The organism is Kosakonia sp. MUSA4, from assembly GCF_013085925.1.
Taxonomy (GTDB): Bacteria; Pseudomonadota; Gammaproteobacteria; order Enterobacterales; family Enterobacteriaceae; genus Kosakonia; species Kosakonia sacchari_B.
In genome coordinates this window covers 4,458,744-4,473,218 of record NZ_CP025697.1, presented here as the reverse complement: position 1 = coordinate 4,473,218, position 14,475 = coordinate 4,458,744, and the positions used below count along the sequence as shown (strand labels likewise).

The following is a 14,475-nucleotide window of genomic DNA, read 5'->3' as shown; positions in this document are numbered from 1 at the left end:
TCCCTGCAAACCAGCCAGCCACAGCGCCACCGGGCAAACGCGATTATAACCAACTATCAGGCGAAAAGTTTTGCCCAGAGAGCGGAAAAGGGCATTACCAGTACCAGTCCGGGCAACATATTCGCCACCGGGAACGGCTTGATATTACAAATCCGTAGCCCCGTAGCGACCATGATTAACCCGCCTGCACAGGAGAAATCCCCCATCATGTCTGGGGTGATCATGTGCAGGATGTAAACCGCCAGCGTTGCCAGCGCAACCTGCACGGCAATCAGTGGTAAACCGATGGTCATTACTGAGAAGCCCAGCATGGTGGCGAAAATGGCGGCGGTAAACAAATCGAGTACCGTTTTGATATACAGGATAGAGGGATCGCCAGTCATACCTTCATGCATTGCACCGAAGATACCGGTGCCGCTGGCGCAAAACAGCACCAGAATTGCGACAAATTTCTCCGTAAACTCATCGTGTCCCAGACCCTGAACCGGTGGGAAAACGCGGTTGATTAAGCCGCGCGTTGTGCCCGCCGCTCTGCCGATCTGTTTTTCCAGAAAGAATGCTTCGCCAATGACCGCGCCCAGCACCATCGCCAGAACCACGGCAGGCATGAACTTCACTTTTATCACCAGGTTGATGCCAAGACCGACCGAACAGAGACCAAAGGTCAGGGGCAGCGCCACTTTCACGCGCTCCGGAATACGCTTGCCAACAAGTGAACCCAGCAAACCGCCGACAATAACGGCAGCGCCATTCACATAAGGACCAATTAACATAATGTTTCCTGCATGATTACGCGTTATGAACCAGGTTGCCCTCGCCCCAGCGCGGAAGGTTTTTCACATCAATACCAAACAGGTCTAACGCGCGGCTGACGCTGTGGGTAATGATTTCATCAGTGGTTTGCGGGCGCTGGTACAGCGCCGGAACCGGCGGGAAAATAATCCCGCCCATTTCTGTCACCGCCTGCATGTTGCGAATGTGTCCGAGGTTAAGTGGCGTCTCGCGCGCCAGCAGCACCAGACGGCGGCGCTCTTTAAGTACCACGTCGGCGGCCCGGGTCAGCAGGTTATCTGTCAGGCAGTTTGCGATGGAGCCCAGCGAACGCATGGAACAGGGGGCAACGAGCATGCCCATTGTTTTAAACGATCCGCTGGAAATGGCTGCGCCAAGATTACCAATGGGGTGAACCACATCCGCCAGCGCCATCACCTCATCAAGCTGATAGTCCGTTTCCAGCTCACAGGTTTTTTCCGCCCCTTTTGAGATAACCAGATGGACTTCAGGATCCTGCGCACGTAAAAGCTCAAGCGCCTTAACGCCATACTGAAAACCAGAAGCACCGCTAATGCCGACAATGATGCGTTGAGATGCCGCCACATTGTTCCCCTTACTCGAAATCTGGCAGGAAGCGTTTCACATCAACCTCTTTAAACTTCGAGCGTTCAAAGTGGCTTTTCAGATGGAACGGCACCGTGCAGTCAAAGAGGGTTTTGCAGGACATTCCCTGCTGCAAAATGCTTGGGCTGTAAGCCGGGATCTGCGAGGGATCGAGCGGATGGCAGCGAACACCAGGAATGGTGACGGTATCGACATCACCCTGATAACGGGTTTGCATCGCCCACAGCACATCGTCGCTGTCGAAAATATCCACGTCTTCATCAACCAGAATCACGTGTTTCAGTTCCGGGAAGGCAGAGAATGCCAGCAGGGCTGCCTGGCGCTGACGGCCTTCATCTGCCGGGGAGAATTTTTTGAATTGCATCACCGCCAGCAGCTTACCGCCGCCCGCCGAGTGAGCGAATACGTTGAGCAGTTTGCCCGGCATTGCGCGGCCCACCATATCGAGGATACTGGCTTCCGTCGGGATGCCCGCCATATTGACGTGTTCTTCGCCTGGACCAACAGTGGTACGCCAGATCGGGTTATAGCGATGAGTGACGGCTTTGACTTTGATTACCGGCAGCGCATCTTTGGCCTCGCCGGTATAGCCCGGGAATTCAGGCATCGCTTTACCGGTATTGGTGTTCTGATCTTCACGCAGACGTACGTTCGGCAGCAGTTCGCCTTCGATAACGATCTCCGCATGCGCAATGGCGCGTTCGTTGATGGTTTTACACTGCACCATTTCTACAGCCTTGCCGCGCAGGGCACCGGCAACGCTCAGTTCGTCATAACCCAGCGGGGTGGTTGGCGGCTCAAAGCAGGCGGCGATTTCGATAGCAGGATCGACGCCAATGCTGATCGAGATCGGCAGTGGTTGCCCGGCGGCTTCCGCTTTCATGCGGAATGCATCGATATGGCGACCCGGGGTTAACCACATCGACAGCTCGTCGCGGCTCTGCACACAAAGGCGGTGAATGGTGATATCAGATTCGTGAGTTTCAGGATCGGAAGCGTAGCACAGACCCATTGTGATGTACGGGCCGGCATCCTCTTCGGTATTGGTTGGTGCTGGTAGCAGTTTGCGCAGGTCGAAGTTAGCGTCGCTGGCCAGATGAACCACCTGTTGGCAGACGGCATTATCTTTGGTCAGTACTGGCGGGATTGGGTTCTGCACGGAATCTTTCAGCAGATGGCCCAATTTTTCCGGCGCGCAGTTGAGGAAATGGCTGACGCGTTTGCGCGAGCCGTTCAGGCCGATAGCCACGCTGATATCCTGGAAGCCCTTCACTTTGTTGAACATCATCACCGGGCCGTTTTTACGTGTTGGGCGCTGGCAGGTGCCGCCTGCGCCAACGTAACGGTAAACACCGGAAAGTTCGGCGTGTGGATCAACTTCAGTATCGGTTTCGACATATTCGCCGGGCAGTGTTTTTAATAATTCAATCGCTGAGCGTAAATCTGTAACGCCGCTGGTATTTTTATTTTCGCTATTTGACATAGTCTGTTCCATCGAAAAAAAGGGTTTACTGTCGGTGGCTACCTTATTTTTCCAGGGAACATTAAACAAATACCGTTTTCCTGATTCAGACCAGATCAAAAAAGTACTATTTATAAAATTGTTAAATTTAGGTTTCTAATTTGATTAGAAAACCAGACTTTTCCTTTGCTGCGCTAAGTGTGATACTGAGCGCCTGGGTATCGCGGAGTAAAGCTTTATGGACTTGAAAAGGTTGCGTTATTTTTGCCGCGTTGTAGAGCAGGGGTCCGTAAGCCAGGCCGCGAAAGTGCTGAATATGGCGCAACCGCCACTGAGTAAACGGATACAGGAACTGGAAGAAGAGCTACAGGTTTCACTGTTTACCCGCCAGGGAAATCGTATTGAGCCAACCGATGCCGGATATTTTCTTTATCGTAAAGCATGCGAAATATTACGCCAGGTTGAAGACACCGCCCGCGAAACGGTCGCCATTGCCAATAAAGAAAAATTCCAGTTAAGAATCGGCTTAACCCATCTTTTTCAATCGTATTTCAAGCCACTGTTGCTGGAGCTTTATAAGCGTCACCCCGATGCAGAGATTAATATTTCGGTAACGGATTCCAGCCATCTGGAAACCATGCTTAACGAAGGTGCGATCGATCTGGCGTTGATCCAACGCCCCTACCGCAGTGAAGGCTTTGATTATGTCTCCTTCGATCCGGTACGGCTGGTTGCGGTGATCAGCAAACAGTGTTTGCCTGAAATGCCAGCGAGCCCATTTGATTACCAGGCACTGGCGGCATTTCCGCTGGTGCTGCTGCACCGGGCAAAAGATGCCGGAACGTATGAGATGTTAATCGACCTGTTCCGTAAAGCGGGTGGGAATCCACGGGTGATCATGCATATCACCCAGCCTGGCGTGATTCTGGAATGGCTGGAGTCTGGCCTCGCTGCGGCGACGCTGCTGCCGTCATCAGAGGTGGATGCAGCCAAATTAACGAACTGCCACGTAGTGGATGTTTTTCCGTCGCCGCAGGTATTCTACCCGGCGCTAGTGAAGATGCCGGCGATGCCGTATCTGCCGGAAATGATGGAAATCATTGCTCAGGGCTATCCGATGCCGCGCCATTCATCGTGAAAGTATTGGCATCCGGATTGTGGCTGTTATCATAGGTCGCCATTTATTTTAATCGAGGATCTGTTTTGCACGCAGGACGCCTGATGAGTAACCCGTTCCGCATTGCCTTTTGCCTGGCGATTGCTTTGCTGCTGGCAGGTTGCGCCGGGAAATCCTCTTCCGGAGGCAGTGATTCCGGCTCCACCTATACGGTGAAGCGGGGCGATACGCTGTACCGTATTTCACGCATTACCGGAACCAGCGTGAAAGATCTCGCCAGCCTGAACGGGATCTCCCCGCCGTATACCATCGAAGTGGGGCAGCGGTTGAAGGTTAATGGTTCTAAAGCCAGCGCATCCTCGGGTAAAACCAGCACGAAAACCGCCAAAGTCACGCCATCCTCCGCCGTGCCGCAATCCTCATGGCCGCCGGTAGGGCAACGCTGCTGGCGCTGGCCGACCAGCGGGAAAGTGATTATGGGTTACTCCACGTCCGACGGCGGCAATAAAGGGATTGATATTGCAGGTTCGCGCGGGCAAGCCATCTATGCTGCTGGTGCAGGGAAGGTGGTATACGTTGGCAGCCAGCTTCGTGGCTACGGTAATCTGATCATGATCAAGCACAGCGAAGATTACATTACGGCCTATGCGCATAACGATACGATGCTGGTGAATAACGGACAGAACGTGAAAGCGGGGCAGAAGATCGCCACCATGGGCAGCAGCGATGCGGATTCCGTTCGCTTGCACTTCCAGCTGCGCTACCGGGCAACGGCGATTGATCCGCTGCGTTATTTACCGCCGCAGGGCAGCGCCCCTAAATGTTAAAAATGCGCCTAACAGACGATAAATTAACCTGTTAGCGCAGGCGTATCTTGCCAGACGGTGCGTAAAGACTATAATGCGTTACGCACTTCGACGCGGGCGTAGTTCAATGGTAGAACGAGAGCTTCCCAAGCTCTATACGAGGGTTCGATTCCCTTCGCCCGCTCCAGAAATCTCCCCTTGTGGAGAAGCCTTAAAAGCCTTCTCTATCAGCAACTTAAATAGTTACCTATTTTAGTCGCCTATGGGTTCTACCATTGTGATCCGCCCTTGGTAACTGTCACGCTAAGTTACATGGTGAGATGACAGTATAACTCAGCGTTGGCGGCAGTTGCATCCTCACACCGCGATAGCACAACGTGAAGAAAAAGCCCATCCAGGCATAGTTATGTCATCGACAGATCGATCACACGCATTTAAGCCCGATGTGCGGCCTTGTGGCTGCGTAAACAGGTGAATAGTGGTAATCGCTGCGCTCAACCGTAGCTACGTACCTGTACACGAAATACAGGCTCTACCAGCGCTTCGCTCACGCTCCTAACGGTACACGAGCACCCTGATAAGGTGTGATCCTTCTGACAATTTGATGAAGTCGCTACGCTCCGCTTGTCTCCTTACCACTAACGGGGCTTTATGGCTTGTATTGTCCAAAATCTGAGCTACTCTACCTTTGACCATACACACTTGAAGGATAATGGGATGCCAAAAGAATATTTTAAAGCGCAGGCTCAGTATGACGATTGGAAAGGCACTGCTGTTGCTGATCGAGCCGATCAAGAAAACTTCAGCGATTTCCTTAGAGACAAAGGGTTAATGAAAGAAGGTGAGATAGTGAAAGGTATATCCTTTTACTCAGCAGAGCATTTCTTTAATGTTGATGCATATATTACTGATGATGATTACGGATTGAGACGCGAAAAAGTTAAGATAACTTTTGAGGATTTTTTCAAAACCTTCAAACGTTTTTCAATCAAGCTTTCTCGTAATGGGGAACTTGATGGTCAGGAAATCGAGTTTAAAGAATAACTAAGCATTCCTTACACTCCTTTAAGTTGTAAACCGCATAAGCTGATACATTGTTTACGAGAGAAAGTGGTTTTTGCGTCTAAGGGTAAGGTTATAATCTGCTCACTTTGATTTTTCGTAAGGGACTTTTCAATGGCTGATCCGGCTTCTATTGCTGCTATCTCAGGCACTCTTGAACTTGTTAACAAATCCGTTGACTTAGTGCGTAATCTTCGTAAGAAAGGGGATAACGAACTTAATGCCGCAGAAATGCGTAATACGTTGATTGATTTGCTTGATGATTTGGTAGAAGTAAAAAGTGAATTCGTTAGCCTCAAGGCTGTTTTATTGACTAAAGAACAAGAAATACAAGAGCTTAAAGCTAAACTTGATAGCAAGCAGGAGTTTATTTTTGATGGGCGTCTTTACTGGAGAGTGGGGGATGGCACTCCGTTCTGTCCTGTATGTATAGAGAAAGATACTAAATCGATACACATGGATTACTTTGCAGGAAATACTGAGTATAAACCGAGTTGGTATTGTAAAGTATGCCGAAATGAGTTTGACGCATAGGGGCTTAGGAATGGTTGATTACAAAAAATTACAGATTCGCTATACCTTGAGAGGGGAGCCGGTAGAACTGGTTTTTCAATGGGCTGGATTTGACGTGGTCAATAGTATCTTAACTCACCTTGTTAGCTTGCACGTCGAACCTAATCTGATTCCTGCTCAAGAACGCACGGGAAATGGCGGTACAAGGAATATACAGAAGGATATTAATCTCATTGAGCATGGCATTGATGATGTATCCTACTTTGATGAAGAAAGTCAGAAATGGCTTGAAATCCCTACAAAATGGTTAGTTAACGTATAAAGGTAGGGGGCAACCCCTGGCTGTTATTACTCCGCATCATTAGCGTCGAATGTTTTGGTATAGGGGCAACTCTGAGCGCTCGTGTGGTAAGAGAAAACAAACTGGCTGTTTTCGTACACGCACAGCGTTTTCCCGTTCTCCGTCCGTTCCTCCTGTGGGTTGACCATAGTTATCTGTCCGGCGTGAGTCGCAAGGGCTGGCAGTAATGCCAGTGTCAGCACAATCAAGCGTTTCATGCGCGTGTTCCTCTCTTAATCCCCGTTGAATACTTCGTTCTCAATGCGTCTACTTTGGCCTGAGTGATCCCCAGGTAGGCGCGTGTGTGCTCCGTTGAACGATGGCCCAACATCTTACTAATCACCTCTAAGTCTTCACCGTGGGCGTGGGCTATCACTGCCACTGTCTTACGTGCGCTGTGCATGGCGATCACTGCATCTTGTGGAAGCAAGCCCCGCATTTTTAGCTTGTCCACTGCATACTGAATCTCTGCGTGGATTTTAGAACGGCTGATCGGCTTACCCTTGCTCCGGTTGCTGTCATTCTGGAATACATACACGTTATCCCCGCGCTCATTATAACGAGCTTTGAGCACCTCCCTCGCTGTCTCCGTGAGTTCCACCTCTACTGCTTCTTTGGTTTTGTCCTGGGTGATGCGTAGTACCTTGCTACCGATGTCCAGCTCATCCCAACGCCAGGAACGCATATCTACGCCACGAAGCTGTGTCTCTACACCTATAAGGAAGAGATCCGCCACTGTTTGGCTCTTCTTCGCGATTTCCTCAACTACCAGAGCCACCTGATCGGCGCTCTCAAGTCCGTCTGTACGCTTTGCACCCTTGCTGATTGCCATTTCTCTACCTCCTTAATCTGTCTTGATAGCGTAAATATTGATCAAAAACATATAGATGGCAAGATCAATTTTAACATATTTGCACAAATGTCTTATTGAGATGATTAAACGGGATTTTAGGGATATTTAACGGGGGTTAATTGGTATTAAACCGTATTTAGGTTAGAACCATTGCGAGAGGGGCTTAACGGTGTTCAAGGTAGCCCCCGATCTGATGATTTCTTGATTGTCAAATATCTTGTTGATTTATAAGGTTTTTATTCTTTAGTGTGTGTTTCATGGAAACTATCTCTTGTCAACAGATTTATTTTTCAACGCTGATTTTGCCCCAGGAATAGCCGAAAAAAGGCCAATAAATCGAGCTAAAACATAAGTGATTGTTTCTACTGCATGATTAATAGGACAGATAACCTAAATGTCCAATTGAATTGGTGTTTAGATGGCTGGATGGCCATTCAGATGTAAATGATAATCATTATTGTTTATTTGTTAAAAAAATGCACCAAAATGAGGGTTTTTCACGATGATAAATTTCACTTGTGAAAACTCGTTCGACAAATTGCACCTGTCATGAAAGTGTACATTGTCCACAATGATCGCTGTGAGCCGCACGGCGCAAGGGATTACGTAAAGTGAGTGATAGTTACACTGGTTATTATCAAAGGTGGGAATGACCATTTCCCCTCAATCATTATGGGCTATTTAGACTTGCCAAACAGTTGATTTAACCGTCATTTTATGTACGATTATTCTCATTAGCTGGGTTGGTTATGAGATAAAATGACGATTCGTGATGAGTGTTACCGATGGATCAGACACGGAATAAATAACGGTGGTAAGGATGACTGGAAAACGCCATTTCAGCTTTTAAAGAGTCTGGATAATGAATTTGATTTCACGATAGACCTTGCAGCAGATAAAAATAACAGTGTCTGCGACCGATATTATTCTGAGCAAGATGATGCGTTATTGATGCCCTGGCAAGGTGAGAGGGGATTTTGTAATCCTCCATTCTCAAAGACGGAAGAGTTTTTATCTAAAGCGGGTGAATGTGATGTTGCCGCTTTTATTGTGGCTGCACGTACCCAGACAAGTTATTTCCTGAAACAGGTGTTTGGTAATCCGCATTGTCATGAAATCCGGTTTCTGCATCGTGGGGTGAAGTTTCTGCATCCTGAAGGAATTCCTTCTGTACGTAGTCCACTGCCAATTTGCATTCTCATTTACAGGAACACAGTTTGTAATGACAAGCTGATCGGGGTGCATTGTGCTGACACCGGGATATTGCTGCAACACGTTTCCGGCAAGCGGAACGGAAAGCCGCTGCAACATTCGCATGGTGTCAGGGATCAGATAATCCAGGCTCATCGGAAGGGCGCTAAAGTGATTGAGTTGGTGGAACGATACGCAGTGAGCAGGGCGACGGTCTATCGTTGGGTGAAGGGCTGATAGGTAATCGACGCGAAGCGCCGGAACCATACTGTTATGCGCTGGCCTCGGTGCCAGGCTCACGCCGCGCATGAAAGATAGCCATTACAGGAGAGATCATTTTTGACAAGTTACCTTCATCAAAGGTGCTTCTCCTGTACAGATGCTTGTTATGCTCGCTACGCTCCCAAACATAAACCCATTAAACCCAACTAACTTAAGGTTAGTTAATTGGTTTTCTCTCTCTTGGGCTACTACCGCCCAAACTGTGCTTAATGCCATCCAGCGACTACGCCGCCATTAACAACACTCCGCAATGATCCAATGGCATTCCTGCTTAATGTCATCCACCGATCTTGATTAGCCACCAACCAAACAACCACCCTAAATCCTTTAGGCTGTCTGTTTATCTGGTGCAAGGTAGCTATGACATTACCATACGTGCAAACATCCCAATCCAATCATCACTGATTGTCTCGTGCTGATGCACTTCAGCGCAGAGAGAGAATCTCTCTATTATTATAGCGGATTTAGTAGGCTATTGATTTTAAATGGAAAAATAGGTTAAAAATCGCCATTTTTCACTTTTTTTTTCAAGAAATGGCGATTGGCGAAGTAGCCAGATTACCATATGGCACGTAGCAATAAGTGTTATTGACATCCTGTGTTTATTGTGGTAGGTGTTGACAAACGTTAGTGATTCGTGGTATTCTTAATATTAAGAAGGGGAGAAAACCTTCTTAAAATTTCGGCCCTGGGCGGGGTAATCTGCCTGGGGCTTTTTACATCCAAAATCCGAAGGAGGCCATTATTGAAATATTTCAGTAGTGACCAGATTTTTAATGATCTGATAAGCGGCGAAGTTAAACGCCACGTTATTTACGCATCTATGCAAGCAGCAAAATCGAGAGGGTATACAGACCGAATGGAAATGTTTCAATCTGCAATTATCCGCTATGACCAACACCGAAAGGAGAACACCAACTAAGGAGGAATATTGATTCAAGCATACGAAGACGGTTATTTTTATAGAGATACCCCGCACCACGATCACCCGCTTTCAGCATTTTCCAGACAATCCCAAAATCTCATCGTTATTGATAATGTTCTGTACGTTGTCGATATGGATAGTGGTGAAATTCTTCACTACGACTCGACAGAGTATTTGCTGGGTGGTGGCATTGTTCAGGACCTGCATTTGAGCTACTCGACAGCAGACACAGCAAAATCTAAACAGGCACACCGTGAATACGCTAACAAGCTGGGCGACCTCCCAGGCAATGCAACTTATAACGGGATCAAGGAATACGCAGACGTATTAAGCAAGCCAGATTTCACGAAAGTGTTTTCATTGTGTAACGAAGTTGACAGACGAAACGTAGCATTTATCAAACGTGCGGATTTGTGCTCAGTGCTCAACACCACGCCGGATCATCTCAATCGTGTTTTATCGGGTCTTGAGCGAAAGCATTACATCAAGGTTGATAAAGCTGAACACCAGAAAGGCGTATTAAAGATGTGGATTAATCCTTCGTTTGTCTGGAAAGGTGATTTAGCTAACCGCTACTTATCTGGACATATGCAGGGCTTCCCAATCCTGGAACGTAAACGCTCAGTAAAACGCTCTGAGGTACTCGACACGCTCACGGCGGCGGCAATGGCTGCTTATGATGCCTGGCACATTGAAAACGGTTATAAGGCCAATCAGCCTTATTCTAATGAATGGTATGCAGAGATCTCAATGTACGATAACGCCCACGGCGAAGGGGTGAGGCTTGCAGCAGAAAATCAGACATTGAGTAGGCTTTTGAATCCTGCAACATCAGAAGGTGATTTCATCCGAGGGTTATTCACTCCTGCTCAATACCAAACGCTATTAAGAGAAACAATGAAGAAAACAAGGAAAATACATTGAACAAACTATACCTCTTGAACGAATCTACACATCATCAAATTGAATGTAACACCGTCTGCCAACGTCTTTATTATCATCTTGTATCCCTTAAACACGAAAGCGGAGTAATAAAAGCCACCGTGAAACACATCGCTGATGGGGTTGGAATAAGTGAGAGCGGGGCGCGGTATTGGATGTTATTAATGCACGATGCAGCCGTTATTACAATGGAGCGTCACGGCAAGTATTATGACATTACTGTTAATGATGCGGTGAGTTTTATCACTACATCCAATTGATGAACAACACTAACAAACAATCGGGAAACTTTTATGATCATCGCTATCTATTGGCTATTTGCATTTTACGCTGTATGGACATTAACGAGAAAACAAGGAAGGTTCCCATCGCGAGGAATGAATGGGAAAAAAAGAACGAAATAACATTTTACGGATCGGCCTTGCCGCACGTAAGCAACGAGAGAGAGTCATTATCTCTTCATTCGAAGAAATTCCTGGTGAATTAATAGAATACGTTGAATTAGTGGATTCACCCCCGCCAGATGGTGAAACGTGGGCAGCGATGAATGTCATTATTTCTACGTGTCCGGGCGTTTATTATCGCCCCCGCAAACGCAAGGTTTACACCTGGGATGATTCAAATTTAAAAAAATGGCAAATGTTGGGCTTCACCTCTTTAAGACATTACCTCACATACAATGCAATGAATAACACAGTTGCAGGAGCCAGAGAACTGGATACCCTATTTTTTATGGAGCATAACGAAGAATAATGGATTTCGAAACGACACAAACGAAAAGATTCGCACAGCACGTCAAATGTTGCGAATGGTATTACGATGAAATAGAGAAAATCACCAATGACGCTTTTCTGACAGATGACAAGAAATTAGATGAACTTAATGAACTGGAAAATAGAATCCTTACCCTCAGTGCGCCATTCCTTGCAGTGGCAAATATAATTAAAATAAAAATGGAGCAATTAAAAGAATGAACACAGTGAACACGATACTTACCCTAATTAATGCTTATCACGACAACTGGCATTTACCAACCTTACAGCTTGCTAATGCAGCGTGGCGTGAGAGAACGCCCTCCGCGCTTCTGGAAGCGCTGCAACACACTGAAAAGGCAATCACCGCTCTTGAACATCTGCAAACGTCTGTAGCTCGTTTGGTGCAGCGTGAAGGCAGCACGATTACACCGGAAGAAGCCTGGCGAGTAGCCAATGAGCTTGAAGAGCTTACTTGCTCCCTGCAAAATCTCACCACCGAACTTACGGATCTGGCAATTAACATTGCCGAGAAATACACCGCAAGTGAAACTGAATAAAAATGCAATAAAAGTGAATGAAATTGCAATTTGGTATTGACAAGTTAACAGAAATGTTATAGAATTAGAAATAGGGAATGAATAAACGTATCGAATCACATTTCATTCCTCGAATACGCACTCTCTGAGAATGCCGTTCCCATAGCGGCATTCTCTCCCTCTGAATGCTATTTTCTGAAAGTGTTGGTTCTTTCTTCTTTGTTATTGTTCCAAAGGGGGATGCGCGGGGTGTAATATCTCGTTGTGTTGGTATTGCATCGCAATCACCGCGCATCTCCGACTTTTTCAGAAAGGGCATTCGCTCTTTGCTCATTCATTCCGTTAGGGTGAATGTAGTATTCTCTTATTATTGTTTCCAGCGATGATAACGAGATTCCATTGATTATTAGTGCCAGCGTGGAAACACGTCTAATAATCTGGGTTGGATTTCCTCCTGAGATTGCCAGCCTATCTAATAAGCCCCTTCACTGGGGTTTATTTTTATTTAGTTATAACAAATTTGTTACGAAAACAAGGAAACAAAGCAATGTTTCTGATGAATTATGACCGAGTGATCACTCACAAAGGCGCTTCTCTTGTTCTTTCTGAAAAGATGATGAAACAGGCGGCTGATCTCCTCAATGTAGATATTGAGGTCATTCGAAAGGCTACAGAAAAATTCTGGCCTATATCTACGATCACTAAATCGAAAGAAACCTCTTCTCCTCGCCCATCATCAGGGCTTGAGGAACGATTAAAACAATTAGCTAAAGGAAAATAACCAATGCAATTTGGAACATTTCAAACTCTGAACGGGAATAATAGCCACGCCCGTTATAAAGTGGTGGCTTACGCAAGTGATGCGCTTATGCAGGATCAGCTTATCCGCACTGCAAGTGCCATCCCTGATTCCCTTATTGTCGGCGATCTGGTGGATTCTAACGGGGCGTTAGCCTCATCTCCTGTCGATATTGCGTATGTTGTTGTTGAGCCAGCTAAAGCAGGCTCTGCTGCCTTTGTTGCAGCTTCTCCAGAACATACGATTCTCTCTCTTGCAGGCGTTGAATTTGGAAGTCTGGATAAATCTCTGGCTCAAGCGCAATTAGCAACTCTCGGCTTTACATTCACTGACTACGACACCGTAGCGCTACGCACCACCTAATTAAGGATAATAATAAAAATGGCTTATTCAGATTTATTTTCGGGAAGTATGTTTGATTTCGTATCCCCATTTACGTTTTCTACCCAGCTAAACCAGATTGTTACCAATCTTGGGTTATTCCGTGTTGAACATCACGACGTTAATTCAATCGCTCTTGAGAAGATTACCGATGTGAAAAATCTCGTAGCACCTGAAAAGATGCCCTATGCACAGTCAGATTGGAACAGTGCAGAACGTCCAGAATTTACCAATGCCCTTTACCAGCTTAAATACACTAACTCCCTGAATAGTGTTACATCTCGTGATCTGGAACAGTATAAGGCGCGAGGAACGGCTGATATTGCCGATCAAATTACTCTCGCTATTAACGATTTCAGCGATGCGCAATATGCACAGGTGAGTAACACCGTAGAAGTTGACCTTGTAGAGGCGCTGTTAGGGCTTCGTGTGCAGTCACAATACGCCGGACAGGGCAATTTAGATTTCCTTGCAGGTGGTAGCAAAACCACATACACGATGGACATTAGCGCAGACGCTAACGTGTTCCAGCAACTTTCCGAAATCGGGCGCATTCAGAATGTGAAACTGGGATCAGCACTGGCACAGGCTAAACAAGGGGCGGTGATTCTGGCTTCTGGCAAAGCAGCCGTAGCGCTACGCTATCACCCATCCGTGAAAGATTTCATGGTGTATACGCTTCCTCTTGAGCAGGGCGATAACTTCTACACCCGCACTAAAGGTGCTAACCCTGCTTTCGAAACCTGGACACTGAACGGTGTCACCGTTATCGATGTGACAGGCTATAGCCTAATCACTGACAAAATCGGGGTTGATGGCTTCGTTAGCTTGCCTGTCATGAGTCCTGACTCTAACGCCTATGTTCTGCATAGCGGTGTTGGTGTTCGCCACGCGACACAAGGCAAAGGCGCAGAGCTATATCATCAGTATGTAATTGTTGATCAGCGTTGGGGCTTCCCAGAAGTGGCTACAGAGTGTAGCTATCTCCCTATTGTGAATGTGCCACAAGCGATCATCTTCGGTACTGTCTCATTATAACGAGCGATAGACGGTAGTTCTTCCCGTCTGGAAAATAACAGAAGAGCTTTTAATCAGGGGCGTAGGGAACTGGAA

General features: G+C 46.9%; 19 protein-coding genes and 1 tRNA gene. 15 read left to right on the top strand and 5 right to left on the bottom strand.

The window, feature by feature from the left end; translation table 11 throughout:
* Positions 1 to 56 precede the first annotated feature (56 nt).
* Genes C0557_RS21100 through C0557_RS21090 form a run of 3 tightly spaced genes read right to left on the bottom strand, consistent with a single transcriptional unit; the run spans position 57 to position 2,881 of the window.
* On the bottom strand, positions 57 to 773 hold the full coding sequence (locus C0557_RS21100) for a DUF554 domain-containing protein (protein WP_007370262.1): 717 nt from the start codon (positions 771 to 773) through the stop codon (positions 57 to 59).
* Between the two features lie 16 nt (positions 774 to 789).
* The gene (locus C0557_RS21095; RefSeq protein WP_208660772.1) at positions 790 to 1,377 is read right to left on the bottom strand and encodes a UbiX family flavin prenyltransferase; all 588 of its coding nucleotides are present in this window, start codon (positions 1,375 to 1,377) and stop codon (positions 790 to 792) included.
* Positions 1,378 to 1,387: 10 nt separating this feature from the next.
* A complete protein-coding gene (locus tag C0557_RS21090) occupies positions 1,388 to 2,881 on the bottom strand; it encodes a UbiD family decarboxylase (protein WP_208660770.1) in 1,494 nt (497 codons plus the stop codon).
* Between the two features lie 217 nt (positions 2,882 to 3,098).
* Between C0557_RS21090 and C0557_RS21085 the strand changes: the two genes are divergently transcribed.
* The 6 genes from C0557_RS21085 (at position 3,099) to C0557_RS21060 (ending at position 6,680) form a co-directional block, all read left to right on the top strand.
* On the top strand, positions 3,099 to 3,998 hold the full coding sequence (locus C0557_RS21085; RefSeq protein ID WP_208660768.1) for a LysR family transcriptional regulator: 900 nt from the start codon (positions 3,099 to 3,101) through the stop codon (positions 3,996 to 3,998).
* A gap of 65 nt (positions 3,999 to 4,063) precedes the next feature.
* Complete coding sequence (gene actS, locus C0557_RS21080) at positions 4,064 to 4,804, top strand: amidase activator ActS (RefSeq protein ID WP_371813216.1); 741 nt, start codon at positions 4,064 to 4,066, stop codon at positions 4,802 to 4,804.
* 92 nt (positions 4,805 to 4,896) lie between these two features.
* Positions 4,897 to 4,970 (top strand) — tRNA-Gly (locus C0557_RS21075).
* 530 nt (positions 4,971 to 5,500) lie between these two features.
* Positions 5,501 to 5,827 (top strand): hypothetical protein, encoded by a 327-nt coding sequence (locus C0557_RS21070; protein WP_208660764.1) that lies wholly within the window; start codon positions 5,501 to 5,503, stop codon positions 5,825 to 5,827.
* Positions 5,828 to 5,959: 132 nt separating this feature from the next.
* The gene (locus C0557_RS21065) at positions 5,960 to 6,379 is read left to right on the top strand and encodes a hypothetical protein (RefSeq protein ID WP_208660762.1); all 420 of its coding nucleotides are present in this window, start codon (positions 5,960 to 5,962) and stop codon (positions 6,377 to 6,379) included.
* A gap of 10 nt (positions 6,380 to 6,389) precedes the next feature.
* Positions 6,390 to 6,680, top strand: coding sequence for a hypothetical protein (locus C0557_RS21060; protein WP_208660761.1), 291 nt, complete (start codon positions 6,390 to 6,392; stop codon positions 6,678 to 6,680).
* A 26-nt stretch (positions 6,681 to 6,706) separates the two neighbouring features.
* Here C0557_RS21060 and C0557_RS21055 read toward each other — a convergent pair whose 3' ends face one another.
* Together C0557_RS21055 and C0557_RS21050 are read right to left on the bottom strand one after the other, a co-directional pair.
* Entirely contained in the window at positions 6,707 to 6,916 is a 210-nt protein-coding gene (locus C0557_RS21055; protein WP_208660759.1) for a hypothetical protein, read from the bottom strand.
* A complete protein-coding gene (locus C0557_RS21050) occupies positions 6,913 to 7,530 on the bottom strand; it encodes a tyrosine-type recombinase/integrase (RefSeq protein ID WP_208660756.1) in 618 nt (205 codons plus the stop codon). Before C0557_RS21050 ends, C0557_RS21055 begins: the two co-directional genes overlap by 4 nt.
* 780 nt (positions 7,531 to 8,310) lie before the next feature.
* On the opposite strand from C0557_RS21050, the gene C0557_RS21045 reads away from it, so the two are divergent.
* The 9 genes from C0557_RS21045 (at position 8,311) to C0557_RS21005 (ending at position 14,400) form a co-directional block, all read left to right on the top strand.
* Positions 8,311 to 8,979, top strand: a complete 669-nt coding sequence (locus C0557_RS21045) for a DNA N-6-adenine-methyltransferase (RefSeq protein ID WP_208660754.1) — start codon at positions 8,311 to 8,313, stop codon at positions 8,977 to 8,979.
* A 976-nt stretch (positions 8,980 to 9,955) separates the two neighbouring features.
* Entirely contained in the window at positions 9,956 to 10,873 is a 918-nt protein-coding gene (locus tag C0557_RS21040) for a hypothetical protein (RefSeq protein WP_208660751.1), read from the top strand.
* A complete protein-coding gene (locus tag C0557_RS21035) occupies positions 10,870 to 11,151 on the top strand; it encodes a hypothetical protein (RefSeq protein ID WP_208660749.1) in 282 nt (93 codons plus the stop codon). Before C0557_RS21040 ends, C0557_RS21035 begins: the two co-directional genes overlap by 4 nt.
* A 121-nt stretch (positions 11,152 to 11,272) precedes the next feature.
* Positions 11,273 to 11,644 carry a hypothetical protein gene (locus C0557_RS21030; protein ID WP_208660747.1) on the top strand — a complete coding sequence of 124 codons (372 nt, stop codon included), beginning with the start codon at positions 11,273 to 11,275 and terminating at the stop codon, positions 11,642 to 11,644.
* Entirely contained in the window at positions 11,644 to 11,865 is a 222-nt protein-coding gene (locus tag C0557_RS21025) for a hypothetical protein (RefSeq protein ID WP_208660745.1), read from the top strand. The genes C0557_RS21030 and C0557_RS21025 overlap by 1 nt, the downstream gene beginning before the upstream one ends.
* Entirely contained in the window at positions 11,862 to 12,203 is a 342-nt protein-coding gene (locus C0557_RS21020; RefSeq protein ID WP_208660743.1) for a hypothetical protein, read from the top strand. The genes C0557_RS21025 and C0557_RS21020 overlap by 4 nt, the downstream gene beginning before the upstream one ends.
* 526 nt (positions 12,204 to 12,729) lie before the next feature.
* Positions 12,730 to 12,963, top strand: a complete 234-nt coding sequence (locus C0557_RS21015) for a hypothetical protein (protein WP_208660741.1) — start codon at positions 12,730 to 12,732, stop codon at positions 12,961 to 12,963.
* A gap of 3 nt (positions 12,964 to 12,966) precedes the next feature.
* Positions 12,967 to 13,344: a hypothetical protein gene (locus C0557_RS21010; protein WP_208660739.1), complete on the top strand. Its 378-nt coding sequence runs from the start codon at positions 12,967 to 12,969 to the stop codon at positions 13,342 to 13,344.
* Positions 13,345 to 13,362: 18 nt separating this feature from the next.
* Positions 13,363 to 14,400 carry a major capsid protein E gene (locus C0557_RS21005; RefSeq protein ID WP_208660737.1) on the top strand — a complete coding sequence of 346 codons (1,038 nt, stop codon included), beginning with the start codon at positions 13,363 to 13,365 and terminating at the stop codon, positions 14,398 to 14,400.
* Positions 14,401 to 14,475 lie beyond the last annotated feature (75 nt).

Excerpts from the sequence above, each read along its gene's own strand:
- C0557_RS21010 (WP_208660739.1), top strand. The coding sequence starts at position 12,967 with ATGCAATTTGGAACATTTCAAACTCTGAACGGGAATAATAGCCACGCC.
- C0557_RS21100 (WP_007370262.1), bottom strand. The coding sequence starts at position 773 with ATGTTAATTGGTCCTTATGTGAATGGCGCTGCCGTTATTGTCGGCGGT.
- C0557_RS21060 (WP_208660761.1), top strand. The coding sequence starts at position 6,390 with ATGGTTGATTACAAAAAATTACAGATTCGCTATACCTTGAGAGGGGAG.
- C0557_RS21065 (WP_208660762.1), top strand. The coding sequence starts at position 5,960 with ATGGCTGATCCGGCTTCTATTGCTGCTATCTCAGGCACTCTTGAACTT.
- C0557_RS21090 (WP_208660770.1), bottom strand. The coding sequence starts at position 2,881 with ATGTCAAATAGCGAAAATAAAAATACCAGCGGCGTTACAGATTTACGC.
- C0557_RS21030 (WP_208660747.1), top strand. The coding sequence starts at position 11,273 with ATGGGAAAAAAAGAACGAAATAACATTTTACGGATCGGCCTTGCCGCA.
- C0557_RS21045 (WP_208660754.1), top strand. The coding sequence starts at position 8,311 with ATGACGATTCGTGATGAGTGTTACCGATGGATCAGACACGGAATAAAT.
- C0557_RS21055 (WP_208660759.1), bottom strand. The coding sequence starts at position 6,916 with ATGAAACGCTTGATTGTGCTGACACTGGCATTACTGCCAGCCCTTGCG.
- C0557_RS21025 (WP_208660745.1), top strand. The coding sequence starts at position 11,644 with ATGGATTTCGAAACGACACAAACGAAAAGATTCGCACAGCACGTCAAA.
- C0557_RS21085 (WP_208660768.1), top strand. The coding sequence starts at position 3,099 with ATGGACTTGAAAAGGTTGCGTTATTTTTGCCGCGTTGTAGAGCAGGGG.
- C0557_RS21015 (WP_208660741.1), top strand. The coding sequence starts at position 12,730 with ATGTTTCTGATGAATTATGACCGAGTGATCACTCACAAAGGCGCTTCT.
- C0557_RS21070 (WP_208660764.1), top strand. The coding sequence starts at position 5,501 with ATGCCAAAAGAATATTTTAAAGCGCAGGCTCAGTATGACGATTGGAAA.
- C0557_RS21020 (WP_208660743.1), top strand. The coding sequence starts at position 11,862 with ATGAACACAGTGAACACGATACTTACCCTAATTAATGCTTATCACGAC.
- C0557_RS21050 (WP_208660756.1), bottom strand. The coding sequence starts at position 7,530 with ATGGCAATCAGCAAGGGTGCAAAGCGTACAGACGGACTTGAGAGCGCC.
- C0557_RS21005 (WP_208660737.1), top strand. The coding sequence starts at position 13,363 with ATGGCTTATTCAGATTTATTTTCGGGAAGTATGTTTGATTTCGTATCC.